The following is a 17106-nucleotide window of genomic DNA, read 5'->3' as shown; positions in this document are numbered from 1 at the left end:
GCTTTATTTTAAGTATCGTTTTATTTCACGTTCTGCATCTCTGTTCTTGATGGTCTCCCGTTTATCGTGCAGCTTTTTACCTTTTGCCAAACCAACTTCCATTTTTGCCAGGTTGTTTTCATTAAAGAAAATCCGCAAGGGCACAACGGTATAACCTTTATCCTTCAATTTGTTTTCCCATTTCTTGATCTCACGCTTGTTGAGCAACAGTTTACGATCGTGTACTGCAATATGATTGTTGGTGGTGCCCAAACGATACTCTGCAATGTGCAGACCTTTCACCCACAGTTCATGTTTATCAAAAAAGCAATACGCATCGGCAAAACTTACTTTACCGTCACGGATCGATTTTACTTCCGTTCCCACCAATACCATACCTGCCACGAGTTTATCCTCGATGTAATATTCGTGAAAGGCGCTTCTGTTCTTCAGTTCCATACTTTTTTCAACCTGTGCAGGTATGCCATACTTATGATCTACTTGATAAATCTAAAACCGGCAGAAGTATGGCATACCTTACCGGCGTTAAATAAAAAAGCAATCAGCAAAAGATTTCGCTTTTACTGATTGCAAATATAAAAGGTTCGTTTAGTTCTTAAGCAAAGAGAAGATAACGCCGAACTTTTGTTTCATTTCCTTGCGGTCGATGATCATATCAAGGAAACCATGCTCCAGTAAAAATTCGCTCCGTTGGAAACCTTCGGGCAAATCTTTCTTGATGGTTTCTTTAATAACACGTGGACCAGCAAAACCGATCAATGCACCGGGTTCACCAATGTTGAGATCGCCCAGCATACCAAAGGAAGCAGTAACACCGCCAAAGGTTGGATCGGTAAGCAATGAAATGTAGGGGAGTTTCGCATCACTTAACTGTGTAAGCTTACCCGAAATTTTGGCTAACTGCATCAATGAAAATGCACTTTCCATCATACGGGCACCACCACTTTTACAGATCATGATCATGGGAATATTGTGCTCAATACAGTAATCGGCACCACGGGCAACTTTTTCGCCCATTACACTACCCAGCGATCCGCCAATAAAATCGAAATCCATACAACAGATGAGTACTTCGTTTCCTTCAATTTTACCAACCGCTACACGAATAGAATCATGCAGATCAGACTTTTTCCAGATATCTTCCAAACGCTTCTGGTAAGGTTTCAGATCGGTAAAGCCCAGGTAATCTTTTGAGCGGATGTTGGCAAAAAGCTCTGTGTATTCATCGCCATCAAATAATATGTCGAAGTATTCGCCACTGCCGATGCGGTGGTGGTAATTACATTTCGGACAAACATATTTGTTTTCTGAAAGTTCAGTTGTTGTACAGGTGTACTTGCACTCCGGGCACTTAGCCCAAAGTCCTTCCTGGATCTCTTTCTTTTCAGAAGTTGAAGTAAGAATTCCTTTTTGTACCCGTTTAAACCACGATGAGCGACTGGCATCTTCTTGCGGAAGATCATCACCCGTCAGGTTTTTTTCAATATCCTCTTCTTTTTTAGCCATCGTTCCTTTATTTGAAAAGTGGGTAAAAGTAAGCAATTAAGCGTTTCTGTTCACACAGTTCAAATCTTCGAACGCAACTTCCAAACGCTTAATGAAACTTTCTTCACCCTTACGCAGCCAAACACGGGGATCGTAGTATTTTTTATTCGGGCTATCCGGACCTTCAGGATTACCCAACTGGCCTTGGAGATAACCTTCTTTTGCTTTGTAATTGTCTAATACACCTTCCCAGAATGCCCATTGCAGATCGGTGTCAATATTCATTTTAATAGCACCGTAGCTGATGGCTTCACGGATCTGGTGTTGAGGCGAACCGCTACCACCGTGGAATACAAAGTAAACAGGCTTTGGACCAGTACCTAATTTCTTTTCGATATGCACCTGGCTGTTGTGCAGAATAATTGGCGTTAACTGTACATTACCGGATTTGTAAACACCGTGTACGTTACCGAAAGCGGCAGCAACTGTAAACAATTTGCCAACCTTGCTCAATTCAGTATAAGCATATTCAACATGCTCGGGTTGCGTATAGAGCTTATCGTTTTCAATATCGCTGTTATCAACACCATCTTCTTCACCACCTGTAACACCTAATTCAATTTCAATACCCATGCCCAATGGCGCCATGCGTTTGAAATATTCAACAGAAGTATGGATGTTTTCTTCAATTGGTTCTTCACTTAAATCCAGCATGTGTGAGCTGAACAAAGGCTGACCTTTTTCTTTTTTAAATTCAACACCGGCATCAATCAATCCGCTGATCCAGGGCAACCATTTTTTTGCAGCATGATCGGTATGCAAAACAACAGGAACACCATAATATTTTGCAACGTTGTGAATATGTAAAGCACCTGAAATAGCACCACGGATATTGCCTTGCAGCTGATCGTTTGGCATGCCTTTACCTGCAATGAATTGTGCACCACCATTTGAAAACTGAACAATAACAGGCGAGTTTACTTTCGCTGCTGTTTCCAGTGTAGCATTAATTGTATTGGTACCGATTGTGTTTACTGCTGGTAATGCAAACTGATTTTCTTTTGCATCATTTAATAACGCTTCCAGTTCTTCGCCAAAGAGGACGCCGGCTTTGTACTTGCTCATAATTGGTTTGTTAATAGTTGAAAAAGACAGATTAAAATCTGTGTTTAAGCGCCGCTAAGATAGTTAAAATGCGAGTTTAAATTCTTAGGAAATTTCGTTTAGCAAACACACATTAGTAAAGCTGTATAACAAGCAAGCTGGGCAACAATTCTGTTTGTTTTATACCGGTTGCAGCAATGCTTCCTTTTAAAAATTCTTCTTTGTCTTGTTGTGTGCTATAATAATAAAAATAATACCTGATCTTGTTTTGCTTTAATTCCGTAATTAGATCCGCAACTGCATAAGTAGGTTTGTAAATGGTGTAGTATGGATTGTTGCTGAGATAAGCATACACCATACATTCGTCAACACGTTGGTTGGAAGTGAAGCGACCCTGGATATGCTGTTCTTTAATTTCGGCTGCTGCTTCAAAAATATTTTTATGATGATGGATCTGATCCTTTAACAGGTTGATCGGTTCGATAAGAAAACTACCAAAGAAGATTAACCACATGAATAATTGTTGCAGTTTACGAAGCGGATAAACTGCAGTTAACTGTTGCAGTAATAACGCACCTGCAATAAAAAAGATAAATGTTGTTACCCATATAAATCTTGTTTCGAGATGAAGCAGCAAATAACCCGATGGCAAAACCAACATACCAACAAGCAAATACAACCATTGTTTCGACCGTTGTTTGAAATACATATAGCCTGACAGAAATAAAATTGCCGAAGCAAGAAAACTCAGCTCATGTATGCATTTTAACCATTGTTGAAAATTGAAAAGTACAACACGTATTTGATGCAGCACCAATGTCAGCAATGAAGCTGAAGCAAGATTATCTGCACGCATATGCCAGGGATCTTCCCAAACAGAAGATGAACCTTCGTGTGGCGGGGGGTGCAGGATGGGGCCGGGCAGCGGCGCATCGCCAAACTGCCAATGTGCATTAAATTTTCCAAATGCGATCATCCACTCTCCATACTTCCAATGTAAAGCATATAGCCACGGAAATATACACACTGCAAATACCAACAGGCCAATAAGTAACTGTTTAACTGTAGCAAGCCGGTTAAACAAAAGATGTATTACAACAAAATGAAAAATAAAGAAAGGAAAACCATACGACTTTGCGAAGTATAACATGGCTCCAATAAAACCTGCAAGAATATTTTTGCCCGTGCTTGTATAAAAATCGTCTTGCTTAATAAGATTGAAATAGCATAACAGCAGGAATACCAATAAGGCATCTGCAGCAAGTTCAAAATAACAATAGTGCAAAAGAATAATGATGCTGCAATATTGAATGGCAGCTTTTAACCACAACGAAAGCTCAAACTTATTAAGCAATGAATGCAGCACATACAATGAGCCCAACGAGAAAAACAGGTTACTTATTTTAAATGCAGTCCAATCATTTAAACCCAACTTTAGTAAAGGAAGTACCAGCCAGGAATGCAGAGGATTCCAAAAACCATTTACTGCCAACTTCCATTCTCCTTTAAGATAATGATGGGCTACTTCCATATAACCGATCGCATCCAGGTCGGAAACATATTGATACAATGGCCATGTTACTGCAAAAAGGATACAGAATGTTGCAAGTGAAAATGGAAGACGTTGCTTAATGAGTAAATTCATCGCTTAAAAATAAGCTTTCCCGCAGTTTTTTAAAATATTCAGCAGCATACAATAAGCGGCTGCCATACCAACTGAAAAATTCTCCATCAACTATTTGCAGTGCAGGCATTTTTATTTGCGGCATTTGGTACTGCCATTCGCTTGTAAACGCATCTATATGTTGTTGTTTAAATGGAAATGGTTCTGATGAAAAGAAAACAACATCAACATTTAATGCTGCTATTTGCTCCAGGGTAATTTCGGGATAACGTTTTTGTTCCTGCAGTACATTTTCAAAACCTGCGGCAGTAAGCATCTCGTTAATAAACGTATCGCCTCCTGCACTCATGTAGGGCTTTTTCCAGATAAGATAAATGCAGCGCAGGCTTTGCTTTGCAATTGTTATTTGCGCAAAGCGTTGCTTAATTTGCTGCGTTAATTCCTTTGCGTGTGCTGAACGATCTGTAAGTAACCCTATCTGTTCAATCGCTTCATATGCATCATTCAAATTGGCTATATCGGAGCAATAAACGGGGCAAAATGCGGCTATTGCTTCTACCTGTTCTTTTACATTTTCTTCTTTGCTTGCAATTACAATGTTGGGTTGTAATAGTTGCACAGCGTTAACATCAACATTTTTCGTTCCGCCAATACGTTTTTTTGTTCTGAACCAACTCTCCGGGTGAACACAAAATTTTGTAATGCCAGCTACCTCATTTTCCAGCTGCAATGAATAAAGTAATTCGGTAAGCGACGGCACTAACGATATAATCCGCAAAGGTGGGGATGGTATAAAAACACGTTTGCCTGTTTGATCGTGAAAATTTTTCATTTCATTTTTCAAACAGGCAAATTAATTAATTGAACGGTTCCTTTGGTGTTTAGTTTTCTTGGTACAGAATCAGGTAGCTCATTCTAGGATTTTGGAACGTTCCATCTTTCTTTCAAAATATCTTCGTTTAAATGCAGATAAAAAGAAAAAAAGATCTGGATTTCAGAGGATATTACGTTTGGATTTTACGTTGGTTTTCTTAGGATCCAGATCTTTTAGATAAAGCCTTTTTGGTCTCTTGGTTTTCCGCAACAGAGGGATTAATTCTGATCCGGTTGGCTTTTTTTGGTTTTTCAGGACTTAGGATTGGTCTTTCTTCCTAGGACGCTTGGATTTTTCGTTTGGTCTTTCTTTAGGATTTGGTGCGGTTCTTTCAGTTAGGATTTCATTTGGATTTTTCAACGGTTGTTTTGGTTCTCTTACAGGTTTATTGGATTTTTAAAACTGGTTTTTCAAAAAATGGAAGTCAATTGATATTGGATTAATTAGTTACGGTTTTTTAATGGATTTGGATTTTCTAATTCAGGTGTTTCTCGTAGTCTAGCAGCGATTGTGTTTCAATCAACTTCCGATACAAAAGTATAAGCAATGTTAAAAGTGTACAAGAGCAGTATTTCTCTTTTTCAAACCATCGGTATTTACCTCCGATAACGTAAAACTACGTGTACGCACTCGTGTAGTTACGTAAATAACAGTTTCTTTAGCTTAAAAAGCAATAACCGACATTAAAAAAGCCGCTGTTGAGCGGCTTTTACGTGTTTATACAATTGTGTTTTTATTTCGTAAGCGACTGTATAATGTCGTATTTGGTAACAATATGGTAGTTGCCCGCTTCATCCTTACTAAGCACAGCTCCGTTTTCTCTGGTAATAAGTGAACTGATGCGTTCAATTGGCGTATCGAACGCAACAATAGGTAAAGAAACCTCCATTACCTCTGCAACGGCTGCATGTTTTATTTCGGGATTAGAAAATACTTTATTGAACAAGCCATTTTCCGAAATAGAACCAACCTGCTCACCATCCTTAATAACAGGTAAATGTTCAATATCGTATTTCTTCATCAGCTCCACCGTTTCGGCAACAGTATTTGCCGGCTCAACACTTATTAAGCGGTTGTGAGCACGGGATGAAACAATATCCTTAAACGTTTTTACATCGAGGAACCCACGTTCCATCATCCATTGATCATTATAAATCTTTCCTACATAACGGCTGCCATGATCGTGCAGAATACAAACCACAAGATCATCTTTCTTCAGGCGATCTTTCAGTTGCATTAATCCCTGCAAACAACTGCCGGCACTGTATCCACAGAATAAACCTTCTTCTTTTGCTAAACGACGGGCCATAACAGCACCATCTTTATCGGTTACCTGTTCAAAATGATCGATAACACGCATCTCATAATTTTTAGGAACGAAGTCTTCTCCAAAACCTTCGCTGATGTATGGATGCACTTCACCCATATCAATTTCTCCGGTGCGGAAATACTTTGTAAGTAATGAACCATACACATCAATTGCCCATACCTGTATGTTTGGGTTTTTCTCTTTCAAATACATAGCAGCACCGGTAATAGTACCACCTGTACCCGCTGTACAAACAAGATGTGTAATTTTTCCATCGGTCTGCTTCCATATTTCAGGACCGGTTGTTTCGTAATGCGCCAACCTGTTTGCAAGATTGTCGTATTGATTCATATGATAGGAGTTGGGTACTTCCTTTGCCAAACGTGCAGCAACACTGTAATAACTGCGGGGATCTTCGGGAGCAACATTTGTGGGACAAACAATTACTTCCGCACCAACAGCTTTAAGTATATCAGCTTTCTCTTTCGATTGTTTATCGGTAGTAACAAAAATGCATTTATAACCTTTTACAACAGCTGCCAATGCCAGGCCCATACCGGTATTACCGCTGGTGCCTTCAATGATGGTTCCACCGGGTTTTAGTTTGCCTTCCTTTTCAGCAATTTCAACCATCTTCAACGCCATGCGGTCTTTAATAGAGTTGCCGGGGTTGAAATAATCAACCTTTGCTGCCACAGTACAAGGAAAATTGCGGGTTACTTTGTTTAACCTGATGAGGGGTGTGTTTCCAATCGTTTCAAGAATGTTATTCTTAATATCCATAGTATTTTCTTCTGTTAAGTGCACAAATGTACAAGGAATAACTGTACACTAACGGTTAGTAGCCCGTTGTTAACAAAGTAGCAATACGAAAGAGGGATATTACTTTTTAATTTCCTGCAAAGCTTTTAATACAATCGGGTCGGAACTGTTTTTAACACGGGCATAACCCTCGTTATACCAAACATACCAACTGATCATACTGATAAAGTTTTCAGTAAGATTTTTTTGTTGAGGGGCAGTAAAAGCTGAGAGATTCACACTGTCTTTCGCCAGATTAGTTGTAAGAAAAGAAAGTGCATCGGCATTTGCAGCAAGATGCTGTTGCAACTGAGAAGCCGATTTGAAAGCACTGATCTGCTTTTTGTTTTTGATGAAATACAAATAAGCTGCATCGCTTACAAAGCCTCTTATTTTCGGACGTTTATTGCGGGGTAAAACAGCTGAAGTATCAATTGCAACATACACATCCGGCGAAATACCACCACCACCATATACAACACGCCCGCCTTTTGTTTTGAAGGCTTTTCCATTGTGTGCAGACGAATCGCCGTGAAACACTTCACCATTGGTAAAACGGTTCTGCACTTCCGCTTCATATTTTTCACGATCGGCTCTGCTGTAAGGCTTTTGAATACTGCGGCCAATTGGTGTAAAATATCTTGATACGGTTAAACGTACTGCGCTTCCATCGCTTAAACTGAATTGTTCCTGCACCAGTCCTTTGCCAAATGAACGGCGACCAATGATGGTTGCCCTGTCCCAATCCTGCAATGCACCTGCTAAAACCTCACTTGCCGATGCTGAGTTTTCATCGATCAGCAACACCAGTTTTCCCTTTTCAAACAGACCAGGGCGACGGGCAGAATAAATTTGTTTGGGGTAGGATTTACCTTCTGTGTAAACAATTTCTTTGTTGCCGTCTAAAAACTCATCTGCAATCTGCACAGCATCATCCAGCATACCGCCGCCATTGCCACGCAAATCGAGAATGAGTTTTTGCATTCCTTCTTTCTGCAGGCGCTCCAGGTTTTCCATAAACTCTTCGTAAGTAGTGCTGGAAAACTTATTTAAACGTATGTAAGCCACAGTTGGCTCAATCATGTAAGCTGCATCAACACTTTTAATAGGTATGATGTTCCGTACAATGGTATAGTTTACTTTTTTACCGTCACGAATTAAAACACCTTTTACTTCGGAACCTTTCGGGCCCCGGAAAATGCGGCGGATTTCATCGCTTTTTCTCTTTTTGCCAGATATGGTTGAATCGTTAGCGGTAATGATCTGATCGCCAACTTTTACACCCGCCACTTCAGAGGGTCCGTCAGGCATTACATAAAGTATATTCAGCGTGTCGTTCAGCATTCCAAATTCAATTCCAACACCTTGAAAATTGCCTTGCATTTTTTCATTTACCATATCCAGCTCAACAGGCGGAATGTAAGTAGAATGCGGATCGAGCTGGCTCAACAAATCCTGAATAGCAAATTCGCCCAGCGAATCAACATTTACCGTATCAACATATTTCTGTTGTATGAGTGTAAGAATTTCCTGAACAGGATTTTTCTTTGTACGATGGAAAAAAGAAGGGGCATAGCTGCCCATATTGTCCCGGAGTTTATAACCAAAAAACATCCCCAAAACCAAGGTAACGGACAACACAACCGGCAACCAAACTTGAACTTTCTTTTGATTCATGAACTTATTATCTGGTAAAAGACCCGCAAATTTCATGAAAATAAAGCATATTGTCTTCCTACTTTTATCCCGATTTTAATAAATTACAGTAAAGGCCCGAAAAACGTAATAACGGTATGAGTTCGATTAAATTAATAGCAGATAGCGGCGCTACTAAAACAGAATGGAGTGTTTTAAGTGGAAAAAAGAAGAAAACGCTTTTTACACAAGGCATCAGTCCTTACTTGATGACGACGGATGATATTCATAAAATGCTGCTGAAAGAGCTGAAGCCAAAGCTGAAAAAGGAAAAAATCACCGAGATCTATTATTACGGTACAGGCTGTAATAATCCGGAAAATGTAAAAAACGTACGTTCCGCTTTAAAAGAAACCTTTTATACAGCCAAAAAAATTAAGATTGACAACGATATAATGTCGGCTGCAAAAGGATTATGCGGCGATAAAAGGGGAATGGTTGTAAACCTGGGCACAGGCTCTTTCTGCTGCTATTACAACGGAAAAAAGGTCGCCAAAAACAGTCCGGGTATTGGCTATATTTTGGGCGATGAAGGCAGTGGTGCATATCTGGGCCGGAAAGTAATTCAGCATTTTCTCTACAATACCTTCGATGAAGAACTGATGGCCAAATTCAATGCCAAGTACGCAACCGACCGTACCGATATCCTCAACCATGTTTACCGCATGCCTTTAGCCAATCGCTATATTGCATCTTATGCACTTTTTTTGAGTGAGAACCGTGGGCACTACATGGTTGAAAATATTGTTGAAGATTCGCTCAACGAATTTTTCTATACACACTTATATAAGTATCGTGAAAGCTGGTTACACCCCATTCATTTTACAGGTGGCGTAGCCTTTGCATTTAAAGATGTGATTAAAACACTTTGTAATACCTACGAGTTACAGCTTGGCCGCATCCTTAAAAATCCAATGCAGGGTTTAATCGAATATCATAGCTAATTTTGCAGCATGGCAGATCAATTTGTACGGATTACAGAACAGGAATCGCATTATCATCACCTCGAAAACATGAGTGCAGCTGAGTTGCTGCACAACATCAACAAAGAAGACAGTATTGTACCTGCTGCTGTTGAAAAAGCAATTCCTCAAATAGAACCATTGGTTTCTGCCATTACCGATAAGATGTTGATGGGTGGCCGTTTGTTTTACATTGGCGCAGGCACAAGCGGCCGTTTGGGCATTGTTGATGCCAGCGAATGTCCGCCAACTTACGGTGTTCCTTATGGTTTGGTGATCGGTATCATTGCAGGGGGCGAAAAAGCCATTACCAATGCTGTAGAATTTGCAGAAGACAGCAAGGAACAAGGCTGGGCCGATCTTGAAGCTTATACTATTTCCGACAAAGATGTTGTAATTGGCATTGCCGCAAGCGGTACAACACCTTATGTAATTGGTGCACTGGAAGAATGCCGTAAACGAAATATCATTACCGGCAGCATCAGCTGTAACCCCAACTCACCTGTATCGCAGGCAGCCGATTTTCCTATTGAAGTAATTGTTGGGCCCGAGTTTGTAACCGGCAGCACCCGTATGAAAAGCGGCACCGCCCAAAAACTTGTGCTGAACATGATCTCCACTTCCATCATGATACAGCTTGGCAGGGTAGAAGACAACCGTATGGTAAATATGCAGCTGAGTAACGAAAAGCTGGTAGACCGTGGAGTAAAAATGCTCATGCTCCGAAGCGGCATTACTAATTACGAAGAGGCAAAAGATCTGCTGCTTACACATGGTACCGTAAAAAAAGCACTTACTGCTATAGGCGGATAAATCAGTCCATCCGCCCTTATTCTCGTTCATAAAAATGTACCCGAAAGGGTTGCAATTGGCTGCGAATGGTTGTAACTTATATCTTCCATTTCGGTAAACACCAATAAAACTGCACATTATGAAAGAGAATTTTTTACTCTCCGCTTTCCTTTTCATTGCTTTATCATCAGCAGCGCAAAAATCATCGTTTGTTTATATGATCAGTGCTCCCGAAAACCAGGCGAGCTGGCTGAATATTGAATTGATGAACAGTAAAAAAGGAGAGTTGGTACAAACCATCTACGATTACAGGAAACAACATGCTGCAGTAGTTGATATTGAAACTAATCAGCAACGTACAACAACCGGCAATGCTTTGCCAACTACTACAACTGTTGCGGCAGCAGCTTACGATGGTAAAACACAACGCATGTTTTTTATTCCGATGCGTGTTGCAGAATTACGTTGGGCCGATGTGCGTACGCCGGCTGAAGCAAAATATTATACAACATCATCTGCGGTATTGAATGAGCTTAATTTAAACGATCCTGCAAATCATATTACCAGAATGGTGATTGGAGCAGATGGATACGGTTATGCAATAACCAACGACGGTAATCATCTCTATCGCTTTACTACGGGCAAAAAACCACAACTTACCGACTTAGGCAATCTTGTTGATGCAGCTGCTAACGGTGCAATGTCGGTACACAGCCAATGCAGCAGTTGGGGTGGCGATGTTGTTGCAGGTACAGATGGTTTGCTTTACCTCATTTCACAAAGACAGCAGGTATTTTCAATTGATCCGGAAACAAGAATTACAACGAACCTTGGAACAATTAAAGGTTTGCCTGAAAACTTTACGGTTAACGGTGCTGCAGTAAACGATGAAGGAATGATATTGCTTTCCTGCAGCTACGGCAATCAACCTTTTTATCAAATCGAGCTTGATCAGCTGCAGGCAAAACTTGCATTTACAAAAGACCAACGCATCAATGCATCAGATCTGGCAAGCAGCAATCTTGCACTTCGTCCGGCAATTAATAATGGACAATACGTACAAGGCCGTTCTCCATTTGAAACAGCAAATCAAAAGATCAGCATGTATCCCAATCCTGTAACAGAATATCGTTTTCAATTAAACTTCGAAGAAACAACAACAGGTATTCATACAATTCAGGTTATGGATATTTCAGGCAAACTGTTGCTGAATAAAATCGTAAACATCAGCGGGCCCGGACAATTTGAAGGAGTTGAACTCAACAAAAAAATAAGCAAGGGCATGTACTTTGTAAAAGTGCTCAACAGCGAATTGAAAGCAGTGTATACTTCTAAATTTATTCTTCAATAAAGCGAAAAATCAATACGGTAAAGGGCTGCAGCAATGCAGCTCTTTTTATTTATTTCAAATATATTTTAAGACTAACGCTTGTTGAATGGAAACCGCTGTTTAACTTCACACCATAATGAAACAGACAGTTGTACATACAATCTCCACTCCAGTAGCTATTTCGGCTACAGGTACAACTACGTTTACAACAACAATCCGCTAAGCGGATTGTACATTACCATATTACCCCAAGGGCACAAATTGCTGCAAGAACAGAAACTCTACTGATCATTTAACGTTAATCTTATATGCTGGTTTTAAAATTTGGCGGCACTTCAATGGGAAGTGCAGAAGCAATTAAAAAGGTTGCTGACATTGTAAAAGAAAAACTTCAACACGAATCGTTGTTTTTAGTGGTAAGTGCTATGAGCGGCACTACCGATCTGCTCTTAAACTGTGGCGCAAAAGCTGCTGCAGACGATGAATCGTATAAAGAACTTTTAAAGCAGATCGAAACAAGACATCTCGATGCAGTGAAAGCGCTTATTCCGGTACAGCATCAAAGCAGTGTACTGAGTATGGTAAAGAAATACTGTAACGAAATTGAAGATATCTGCAACGGTATTTATCTCCTCAGCGAATCTTCTTTACGAACAAAAGATAAACTGGTAAGTTATGGCGAGTTGCTTTCTTCTACCATCATCAATGCAGCATTGAATCATGCAGGTATTGTTGCTGTTTGGAAAGATGCACGTGAACTCATTCGCACAAATGCCAACTACGGTAATGCAGCAGTTGATTTTGCTGTAACCAATCAACAGATAAAAGATTATGTACAACAAGCGAACGCCAAATTGATTGTTGTACCCGGTTTTATTGCAGGTAATGAAGAACAGATTACTACAACCTTAGGTCGTGGTGGATCGGATTACACAGCAGCAATTCTTGCAGCAGCAGTAGATGCAAGTGCTTTGGAAATATGGACCGATGTAAGCGGTATGATGACAGCCGACCCACGTTGGGTTGCCAATGCAAAGATCATCCCATCCATTTCTTACCAGGAAGCAATGGAGCTTTCGCACTTTGGAGCAAAAGTGATCTATCCGCCAACCATTCAACCGGTGTTGTCGAAAAATATTCCAACATGGATCAAGAATACATTTGCAGCAAATGATCATGGAACGGTGATTGAATTCAAATCGGAATCAAGCAATATTATCACAGGCATATCAAGCATCAACTCTCTTGCTTTATTAAGCCTCGAAGGAAGTGGTATGATCGGTATTCCCGGTTTCAGCAGCCGTTTGTTTGCTGCATTGGCAAATGCACAGATCAACGTTATTCTCATTACACAAGGCTCATCTGAACATAGTATTTGTGTAGGTGTTGATGCTGCTTTGGCTGGTCGTGCAAAAGAAGTGGTTGACAAAGCATTTGAATACGAGATCAACAGCGATAAAGTAGAGCCATTGCAGATAGAAGAACAATTATCGATCGTTGCATTGGTTGGCGATCAGATGCGTCATCACACAGGTATCAGCGGACGCATGTTTTCTGCATTGGGACGTAACGGTATCAACATCCGTGCAATTGCACAAGGTTCAACCGAAAGAAATATTTCTGCAGTAGTTGCTGCGGCCGATGTACGCAAAGCAGTAAACGTTTTACACGAAGAGTTTTTCGAAACAACAAAAAAACAGGTGAACCTGTTTATTGTAGGCACAGGTAATGTAGGCAAGAAATTACTCGATCAGTTAAAGCAACAGCAAAGTTTTCTTGAACAGCAGTTACGTTTACAGGTAAACATTGTTGGTTTAAGCAACAGTCGTAAAATGCTCATCGATGAAAACGGTATTGATCTTGCGAAATGGGAAGACAGTCTGGCTAATGCAGAACAAGCCGATCTGCAGGCATTTGTGCAATCGATCATTAAGCGCAATTTGCGCAACTCAGTTTTTGTTGATGTTACAGCAAACGCAGCCATTGCCGGAGTATATGCATCGCTGCTGGAGAAAAGTATTGCCGTTGTTGCGTGTAATAAAGTAGCCGCATCATCGCAATTAAGTAATTATAAAAAACTCAAACATCTTTCATCGGAATTTAATGCGCCTTTCTTGTTTGAAACAAATGTAGGTGCAGGCTTGCCCATTATCGGTTCATTGAATGACTTGATGCGTAGCGGCGATCGTGTACATAAAATGGAAGCGGTATTAAGCGGTACACTCAACTTTGTGTTTAACAACTACGATGGAAGCAGACCGTTTGCAGAAGTTGTAAAACAGGCACAGGACGAAGGATATACCGAACCCGATCCTCGTTTGGATTTAAGCGGGGTGGATGTAATGCGTAAGATATTGATCCTTTCTCGTGAAGCAGGTGTGCAGATGGAAATGGAAGAGATCAGCTGTAATGGTTTCTTGCCCGACAGTTGCATGCAGGGTAGTGTCGCTGATTTTTACGAAGCAATGAAAAAAGAAGAAGCACACTTCAAAGCCATTTACGATAAAGCACATGCAGAAAACTGTAAGCTGAAATTTGTAGCAAGTTTTGCAGATGGTAAAGCAGGTGTAGGCTTGCAGCATATTCCGCCGCAACACGATCTCTATCATTTGTATGGTAAAGACAATGTGGTGTTATTTTATACCGATCGCTATAAAGAACAACCGATGGTGGTGAAAGGCGCCGGAGCCGGTGCCGAAGTTACTGCCAGTGGTGTATTTGCAGATATTTTAAGAGCAGCTCAAAAATAAGACCGATGAAAGAAGTAGTAGTGAAATGTCCGGCAACTGTTGCCAACCTCGTTTGTGGTTTCGATATATTGGGTATGGCGCTGAAAGAGCCATACGATATTATGAAACTGAAACTGATCAACGAACCCAAAGTGATCATCACCAATAAAGATGATTACAACTTACCAACCGAAGCAGAAAAAAATGTGGCAGGTGTGGTATTGTTATCGATCATGGAAAAGCTGGGCGATAATATTGGCTTTGAAGTTGAAATTGAAAAGCATATTAAACCCGGTAGTGGTCTTGGCTCCAGTGCTGCAAGTGCTGCCGGTGCTGCGGTTGCTGCAAACTATTTACTGGAGAATCGTTTTACAAAAGATGAACTGGTGCAATTCGCCATGAATGGTGAAAAGCTGGCGAGTGGTGTAAAGCATGCCGATAACATTACACCTTGCATTACCGGTGGCGTAACACTTATCCGTTCTATTCATCCGTTGGATATTGTGCCGCTTAACTCACCTTCGTTGTTTGTAACAGTTGTGCATCCGCAGATAGAAGTAAAAACAAGTGATGCAAGACAGATCCTTCGCAAAGAAGTGTTGTTGAAAGATGCCATTAAGCAATGGGGAAATATTGCAGGGTTGGTTGCAGGTTTTGAAAAAGGCGATACCGATCTTATCGGTCGTAGTTTGGAAGATGTAATCATTGAACCTGTACGCAGCATTTTAATTCCCGGCTTTGATGAAATTAAAACCAGAAGCAAAGAAGCCGGAGCATTAGGCGGCGGTATTTCGGGCAGTGGACCATCGATCTTTATGTTGAGTACCGATGAAGCAACTGCAAAAAGTGTTGAACTGATTATGCAGGAAGTGTTTCAGCGCCTGGGCATCGATTATAAAACTTATGTTACTTCTATTGCGCAGGAAGGAGTAAGTGAGATAAGTACGAAGTAAGAAGTACGAGTTACGAAGCTTCTCCGTCACCTCGACGCAGGAGAGGTCTCAAAAAATATTCCTGCCTGCAATTGCAGAGATGCCTCGTTCCTCGACATGACGTTTAAAATCGAATAACAAAAAACTTTTTCAAATTGAATTACTACAGCTTACATAAACAATCGCCCATTGCTTCGTTTAAAGAAGCAACCATACTTGGCCAGGCCCCCGATAAAGGATTGTACTTTCCCGAAACTATTCCACAGGTTGATAAAGAACTTATCAGTAACATCGAAAACATCAGCAACGAAGAAATTGCTTTTCGTGTTATTAAACCTTATGTGGGTAACGAAATAAAGGAAGATGACCTGTTTCGCATTGTATCCGAAACCGTCAACTTTCCGATTCCGTTAGTACTGGTAACAGAAAACATCTCATCACTTGAATTATTTCACGGGCCAACACTGGCGTTTAAAGATGTTGGTGCAAGGTTTATGAGCAGGTGTCTTGGTGAGTTTGTAAAAGGTGCAGGCAAAAAAGTAACTGTGCTTGTTGCCACCAGCGGCGATACAGGCGGCGCTGTTGCAAATGGTTTTTTCGATGTGGATGGAGTAGATGTGGTTATTCTTTATCCAAGTGGTAAAGTAAGCAGTGTGCAGGAGAAACAGCTTACAACGCTTGGTAAAAACATTCATGCCCTGGAGGTAAACGGTACATTTGATGATTGTCAGCAAATGGTGAAACAGGCGTTTACAGATGCGGAGCTCAACAAACAATTATTTCTTACCTCGGCAAACTCCATCAACGTTGCAAGATGGTTGCCACAGCAGTTCTACTATTTCTTTGCATATAAACAATGGAAACAGAAAGAGCAGGCGCCGGTTATTGCTGTACCAAGCGGCAACTTTGGTAATATCTGTGCAGGCATATTAGCACACATGAGCGGTTTACCGGTACAACATTTTATTGCAGCCTGTAATGCCAACAATGTTGTGCCTAATTACATGCAGAGCCAGCAATACCAACCCAAAGCTGCCGTTGCTACTATCAGTAATGCAATGGATGTTGGTAATCCCAGCAACTTTGTACGCATACTTGAATTATTCCATCAACAGTTTCCGCAGCTGAAAGAAAAATTCAGCAGTGTAAGTATTACCGATGAAGCAACTAAACAAACAATGAAACGTGTGTTTGATGCAACAGGCTATACACTCGATCCGCATGGTGCTGTTGGATACCTTGCGTTGGAAGAATACCTGCAGCAACATTCGTTATTAAAAGGTATGTTCCTCGAAACAGCACACCCTGTAAAATTTTATGATGTGGTGGAACCGGTTTTAAATGAAACAGTACCATTACCCGAATCTGTAAAAGACATCATTGATCTGCCAAAGCAGTCAACAAAAATTAATGCTACGTTTGAAGCCTTAAAAGATTTTTTAAAGCAATAAGGATAAAGTAAAAAATCA

The 17106-nt window shown here is 40.6% G+C and carries 13 protein-coding genes; 6 read left to right on the top strand and 7 right to left on the bottom strand.

Going from position 1 to position 17106, the window contains the following annotated elements:
- Positions 1-3 precede the first annotated feature (3 nt).
- The 7 genes from smpB to ESA94_RS00375 form a co-directional block, all read right to left on the bottom strand.
- Positions 4-438: an SsrA-binding protein gene (gene smpB / locus ESA94_RS00405; RefSeq protein ID WP_129128889.1), complete on the bottom strand. Its 435-nt coding sequence runs from the start codon at positions 436-438 to the stop codon at positions 4-6.
- Positions 439-588: 150 nt separating this feature from the next.
- Positions 589-1506, bottom strand: a complete 918-nt coding sequence (accD, locus tag ESA94_RS00400) for an acetyl-CoA carboxylase, carboxyltransferase subunit beta (protein ID WP_129128888.1) — start codon at positions 1504-1506, stop codon at positions 589-591.
- A gap of 36 nt (positions 1507-1542) precedes the next feature.
- Positions 1543-2610, bottom strand: coding sequence for a class II fructose-bisphosphate aldolase (gene fbaA / locus ESA94_RS00395; protein ID WP_129128887.1), 1068 nt, complete (start codon positions 2608-2610; stop codon positions 1543-1545).
- Between the two features lie 112 nt (positions 2611-2722).
- The gene (locus ESA94_RS00390) at positions 2723-4234 is read right to left on the bottom strand and encodes a hypothetical protein (protein ID WP_129128886.1); all 1512 of its coding nucleotides are present in this window, start codon (positions 4232-4234) and stop codon (positions 2723-2725) included.
- Complete coding sequence (locus tag ESA94_RS00385; protein ID WP_129128885.1) at positions 4218-5045, bottom strand: ABC transporter substrate-binding protein; 828 nt, start codon at positions 5043-5045, stop codon at positions 4218-4220. Before ESA94_RS00385 ends, ESA94_RS00390 begins: the two co-directional genes overlap by 17 nt.
- A 775-nt stretch (positions 5046-5820) precedes the next feature.
- Positions 5821-7179, bottom strand: coding sequence for a pyridoxal-phosphate dependent enzyme (locus ESA94_RS00380; RefSeq protein WP_129128884.1), 1359 nt, complete (start codon positions 7177-7179; stop codon positions 5821-5823).
- Between the two features lie 99 nt (positions 7180-7278).
- Complete coding sequence (locus ESA94_RS00375; protein ID WP_240670944.1) at positions 7279-8781, bottom strand: S41 family peptidase; 1503 nt, start codon at positions 8779-8781, stop codon at positions 7279-7281.
- A 209-nt stretch (positions 8782-8990) separates the two neighbouring features.
- On the opposite strand from ESA94_RS00375, the gene ESA94_RS00370 reads away from it, so the two are divergent.
- The 6 genes from ESA94_RS00370 (at position 8991) to thrC (ending at position 17088) form a co-directional block, all read left to right on the top strand.
- A complete protein-coding gene (locus tag ESA94_RS00370) occupies positions 8991-9836 on the top strand; it encodes an N-acetylglucosamine kinase (RefSeq protein WP_129128882.1) in 846 nt (281 codons plus the stop codon).
- 9 nt (positions 9837-9845) lie between these two features.
- Positions 9846-10667 carry an N-acetylmuramic acid 6-phosphate etherase gene (gene murQ, locus ESA94_RS00365; protein ID WP_129128881.1) on the top strand — a complete coding sequence of 274 codons (822 nt, stop codon included), beginning with the start codon at positions 9846-9848 and terminating at the stop codon, positions 10665-10667.
- 118 nt (positions 10668-10785) lie between these two features.
- Positions 10786-11997, top strand: a complete 1212-nt coding sequence (locus ESA94_RS00360; protein ID WP_129128880.1) for a T9SS type A sorting domain-containing protein — start codon at positions 10786-10788, stop codon at positions 11995-11997.
- Positions 11998-12284: 287 nt separating this feature from the next.
- A complete protein-coding gene (thrA, locus tag ESA94_RS00355; protein ID WP_129128879.1) occupies positions 12285-14726 on the top strand; it encodes a bifunctional aspartate kinase/homoserine dehydrogenase I in 2442 nt (813 codons plus the stop codon).
- A 5-nt stretch (positions 14727-14731) separates the two neighbouring features.
- Positions 14732-15658: a homoserine kinase gene (locus tag ESA94_RS00350; protein WP_129128878.1), complete on the top strand. Its 927-nt coding sequence runs from the start codon at positions 14732-14734 to the stop codon at positions 15656-15658.
- Positions 15659-15792: 134 nt separating this feature from the next.
- Complete coding sequence (gene thrC / locus ESA94_RS00345; protein ID WP_129128877.1) at positions 15793-17088, top strand: threonine synthase; 1296 nt, start codon at positions 15793-15795, stop codon at positions 17086-17088.
- Positions 17089-17106 lie beyond the last annotated feature (18 nt).

Source organism: Lacibacter luteus (genome assembly GCF_004118265.1).
GTDB classification, from domain to species: Bacteria; Bacteroidota; Bacteroidia; order Chitinophagales; family Chitinophagaceae; genus Lacibacter; species Lacibacter luteus.
The sequence above is the reverse complement of the archived record's forward strand: the minus strand, read 5'-3'. Positions and strand labels throughout refer to the sequence as shown.

Excerpts from the sequence above, each read along its gene's own strand:
- accD (WP_129128888.1), bottom strand. The coding sequence starts at position 1,506 with ATGGCTAAAAAAGAAGAGGATATTGAAAAAAACCTGACGGGTGATGAT.
- ESA94_RS00350 (WP_129128878.1), top strand. The coding sequence starts at position 14,732 with ATGAAAGAAGTAGTAGTGAAATGTCCGGCAACTGTTGCCAACCTCGTT.
- ESA94_RS00385 (WP_129128885.1), bottom strand. The coding sequence starts at position 5,045 with ATGAAAAATTTTCACGATCAAACAGGCAAACGTGTTTTTATACCATCC.
- fbaA (WP_129128887.1), bottom strand. The coding sequence starts at position 2,610 with ATGAGCAAGTACAAAGCCGGCGTCCTCTTTGGCGAAGAACTGGAAGCG.
- ESA94_RS00380 (WP_129128884.1), bottom strand. The coding sequence starts at position 7,179 with ATGGATATTAAGAATAACATTCTTGAAACGATTGGAAACACACCCCTC.
- murQ (WP_129128881.1), top strand. The coding sequence starts at position 9,846 with ATGGCAGATCAATTTGTACGGATTACAGAACAGGAATCGCATTATCAT.
- ESA94_RS00390 (WP_129128886.1), bottom strand. The coding sequence starts at position 4,234 with ATGAATTTACTCATTAAGCAACGTCTTCCATTTTCACTTGCAACATTC.
- ESA94_RS00360 (WP_129128880.1), top strand. The coding sequence starts at position 10,786 with ATGAAAGAGAATTTTTTACTCTCCGCTTTCCTTTTCATTGCTTTATCA.
- smpB (WP_129128889.1), bottom strand. The coding sequence starts at position 438 with ATGGAACTGAAGAACAGAAGCGCCTTTCACGAATATTACATCGAGGAT.
- ESA94_RS00370 (WP_129128882.1), top strand. The coding sequence starts at position 8,991 with ATGAGTTCGATTAAATTAATAGCAGATAGCGGCGCTACTAAAACAGAA.
- thrA (WP_129128879.1), top strand. The coding sequence starts at position 12,285 with ATGCTGGTTTTAAAATTTGGCGGCACTTCAATGGGAAGTGCAGAAGCA.
- ESA94_RS00375 (WP_240670944.1), bottom strand. The coding sequence starts at position 8,781 with ATGGGCAGCTATGCCCCTTCTTTTTTCCATCGTACAAAGAAAAATCCT.